At 48.3% G+C, this 4,059-nt stretch carries 3 protein-coding genes; all 3 read right to left on the bottom strand.

What is annotated here, in order from left to right:
• Positions 1 to 109 precede the first annotated feature (109 nt).
• Positions 110 to 1,498, bottom strand: coding sequence for a reverse transcriptase domain-containing protein (locus OXN25_17365; protein ID MDE0426621.1), 1,389 nt, complete (start codon positions 1,496 to 1,498; stop codon positions 110 to 112).
• A 610-nt stretch (positions 1,499 to 2,108) separates the two neighbouring features.
• Entirely contained in the window at positions 2,109 to 3,605 is a 1,497-nt protein-coding gene (locus tag OXN25_17360; protein MDE0426620.1) for an SWIM zinc finger family protein, read from the bottom strand.
• A 1-nt stretch (position 3,606) separates the two neighbouring features.
• A complete protein-coding gene (cas2, locus tag OXN25_17355; GenBank protein MDE0426619.1) occupies positions 3,607 to 3,882 on the bottom strand; it encodes a CRISPR-associated endonuclease Cas2 in 276 nt (91 codons plus the stop codon).
• Positions 3,883 to 4,059 lie beyond the last annotated feature (177 nt).

Genomic DNA, 4,059 nt, shown 5'->3' with positions numbered 1-4,059 from the left:
ACGGGCAATGAATGGTTTCCCTACTACAAACGGACTGGTTCGTAGTAGTGCGATTCATCGCACGTTTTGGAATTACCGATTTAAATTCTTAAAATTCATAAAGTTTGTGCTACGTCCGTTGTTTTAAACGTTCGCCGAACCGTGTGGCGATGTTTTTGCCTCGCTGCGTTACAAGTCTGCCTGAGCGTACGACTTGTGATGTGCCGTTTTTCAGGACCTGTTGGACCTGGTTTTGCAAGACTTTTGACCGGGAGTCGGGGATAGGCTGGTAGCAGCCATCACCGTCAAAGATATGTCCGAGGAATTCAACCCCAGTGTCGAAGCGTTCGATTTGTGTCTTCTCTGGGTTGAAAGTTAACTTGAGCCGTTCCAATTGTCTTTGAGCGTATGCAAGAGCGTGGTGTGCTCTGCCTTCACTTCGGCAGAGGATGAGCAGGTCGTCTGCGTATCGGACAAGCCGTATGCCTGATCGTGTCATCGCCTTATCGAAGGGATGCAGATAGATATTCGCTAATAGTGGTGAGAGGGGCGAACCTTGGATGATACCGATTTTCCGGGGTTGGCTCATCCGTTCTTTCACCATACTTCCTACAGTCGGTGCAGCGAGTGCGGCGACAACCAACGGTGCGGCAATGAGCAGGTGCTTCGCTGCGAGCGGTTTCCATAACCGCTTTGCATTGGCAAGTAGGAGAAGCAGCCCGTCTCTCCCTAAGTTCATTAGCATCTCTTTTCCCGGTTGTGCTAACGGACCGGGCATCGTAGTCATCTCGGATGCGTCGACTGCCCAGTCGTCTTCTGTCAATCCATTCTCATACTCGTTGTAGTGTCCAAAACTTGGCGTACGATTCAATATTTGGTTAATCACGCTTTCAACGCCTTCACCGATATGATGCACCGTGTTTTCGAGATGCGTGCCCCATGTTGGAAATTTGGGGGGTCGTAAAACGCCGCCCATATCCAACCACATCTGGATGAGCCGAAGGATCGCCGGTTCTTTCAGCGATGCCCGGAGAAAGCGCATCAGGATACGCGTATCCATTTCGTCGAAGAACCTCTCCAGGTCAGCATGAACGACCCATTCATAGCCCTCTGCCCGGATGGCAGTGACTTCCGCGATAGCATGTGGAACGCCGCGATTGGGACGATAGGCGAAACTACATTCAAGAAATTTCGCCTCGTAAATCGGCGAGATGAGATCACAAACCGCACGCTGCACAATCCGATCTTTTAGGGTTAACACAGAGAGTTCGCGTGTGGTGCCGTTCGACTTCTTCATCGTGAATTTTTGAATCGGAAGTGGGTAATACCGTTCTTCGGCGAGTTCACGCGAGAGTTGACGGAGATGTTTCGCGAGGTTTGCCTCGAACTGTTGAAGGGTGACCCCGTCGCTACCGGGGCCGCCCTTGTTGCTGCGGACCTTCCGCCACGCGGCATGTAGGGTTTCGGGTTGACAGAGTTGTGTTGAAAGTGAGATACTTGGTGTACAATAATTAAGCATGGAAATCCTCCTGTTTATTTAAGACTGTCTTAATCAGATGTGATTCGTTTAAAAAGCGGACGTGCTATGGCACAGCCTAACAGGCTATGCTACAAGAGATGCACAAGCTAAATGAAGATTAATTATTTAAATTCGGTAATTCTTTCCGGATGCCCCAACTTGTTGGGGACGCGGTTCAGCGAAACATTCCCGAACAAGTTCGGGCATCCAGATGTTGGATATTACCGAATTATTTTCTTAAACTTCATAAAGTTTGTGATACAAAAGAGGCACGGTCTCCTAACAGGCTATGCTACAAGGAAAACACAAACGAACAGTTTGTGATACAAAAGAGAAGTCTGTGTGAGTCTTAAGTGAATTGTTTTGGGATGATTGAAAAAGGTACAAGACAATGATTAGACGTATGTATAGAGTCTGCAAGGGAGGAAAAGGATAGTAAAAAATTAAAAAAGGTTTAAATGAGGTTTAAAAAAATAATTCAGCAATCGACGGGCAATAAATTGCCCTACTACGAACGGGGCCGCTTGTAGTAGTGCGATTTATCGCACGTTTTGGAATTACCAATTTAAATTCTTAACTTTCATACAGTTTGTGGTACAAAAGAGGAGTCTTAAATCTCGGCGATAATTTGTAGCAGCAGTCGCTTGCGGGAATGCTGTTTTCGGAGGTCTTCCAGATAAACAGTCCACTGATCTTCCTGACCGAGGTCCTGATAGATTCCGCTTAACGCCGTCAGATACCCCAAAACTTTCTCGTAAGCTTCACGTTTTCGGGCGTGTATGCTCTGTTCAATCAGGCGTTGATAGAGGGTGATAGCGGTGTCAGGTTGGGGGTCTCTGATACGGGCAATCAGTTTTTCGGCAAACTCTGGAATGCTTGTGGCTATTGGGCTCTGCAAGAGGCGCGTGTATTCATCAATAGATAACGGGAATTTTTCAAGTGTCCGCCACGCTACAGCACTTTGTTGGTATACAAAGAGGGCGTATATCAATCGATAAGTTTCACCCTCCTCTTGTGCCAGACGGAGATACTGTTGGGTTTTGCCGGCGTCCAAATACAGTGCCAGTAGCAGTTGAACGTGTGCTGACCGATCTGGGCTTTCATCAAGGGACTGCTCAATGATCACTTGTAATTCCGATGTCTCTTGCGCAACACAAACTTGCTCTAATAATCCCGTCAGGAGTGGCACGAAGACCTCCGCTGCATTAAAACTCAGTTGCAATAACATACGGCAGTGTTCAAACAAAGGAGCGGGCATAGTGCCTGTGTTAAGGTCTGTTGCATCTGATGCTTGTGCTGCGGTAGCAATGTTTGTGAACACTTTCGTGCATTTCTTGACGAATCGGGGTAGCTCATCTCTCTGGAGTGTGTCAGGATAACGGGTGATAGATTGGTGTATCACTGCGTGAAGCACAGATAGGGCGAATTCCGTTTCACCCGTTCGCGCCAGCGATTCAGCGTGTGCGACTAAACCTTCGAGTTGAGTTAACACCGGTTGCAGTTGCTGCTGCTCGAGAAAGCCGTTTCCGAAAAGGCGATCGACCTGTTCCCGATACGTTGTAACTGTAGCAGAAGCTGTTGGTGCGTGCGTCGGAGACACCGGCGCTATGTCTGGTACCTCTTCTATTACTGTCGCATAAACACTGAGTTCGGGAGGGATAGGTTCAATTTCCACCTCGGGTTCCTCGGGTATATCGGCATAGAATTTCGCAACCGGCACCAGCTCGGGTGATCGTTTGAGGAGTTCTGAAATAACGCGTAAAAGGGTCTCCTTCGGTTTTTCGGCGAGTGCGGTCAACAAAGTGTCCAAGGAATAGATCACTTCTGGCGTGTCAACGTAGGTGAGGAGGAGCGCGACGATGTGTTTACAATCTCCGCCCCAATCATAAGGGCAGGAACAGTCGGCATCAGCGATCCCCGTCGGCATTAACTCCACAGAGACGTGATACGGATATTCTTCTGTCCCTTCGCATGTGGCTGACAGCGTCCAGCCGTGAAGTATGGGATTGCCGATCATTCCGATGTCAAAGTACTCTTCACCACGCGTGAAGCTTCGTGCTGTGCAGCGGTCTTGAATCTGATCGTGGGTTAGGTTTGGGAGTTGCATATCAAACCACAATTGTTTGCGGGTCTGAGGTTACTTCACCGACAGCAGGCACTTCGACCCGTCCGGCGCAGTTCCCACAGAGGGCGTAATAGCGCACCGAATCTTCAGATAGATTAATAACACGTGCAACGGCGCGCTTGAGTTCTTCGTATTGTTTCCGGTTCAGGTGTGCCTCAAAGACACTGTACTGGACGCGGGAGCCGAAGCCTTTCAGGACTTTTGCGAGTTGGCTGCGTCTGCGGTTGTCAGGAATATCGTAAGAGATGACATAGAACACAGAATGGACCTCCAGTTTAGTTTATAAGCATACCTTAAATTTGGACATAAGTCAATTTTTCGCTGCAGATTTAATTTGACTTATAGGTTAGAAGTAAGGTATAATCTACACGCGAACCCCTCTGTGATTGACGGGCAATGAATTGCCCTACTACAAATAGAAAGTCAATAACGGGCA

Source organism: Candidatus Poribacteria bacterium, assembly GCA_028820845.1.
Taxonomy (GTDB): domain Bacteria; phylum Poribacteria; class WGA-4E; order WGA-4E; family WGA-3G; genus WGA-3G.
This window is presented reverse-complemented; position numbering and strand designations above follow the sequence as displayed.

Coding starts and splice junctions, on each gene's coding strand:
- OXN25_17365 (MDE0426621.1), bottom strand. CDS start 1,498: ATGCTTAATTATTGTACACCAAGTATCTCACTTTCAACACAACTCTGT.
- OXN25_17360 (MDE0426620.1), bottom strand. CDS start 3,605: ATGCAACTCCCAAACCTAACCCACGATCAGATTCAAGACCGCTGCACA.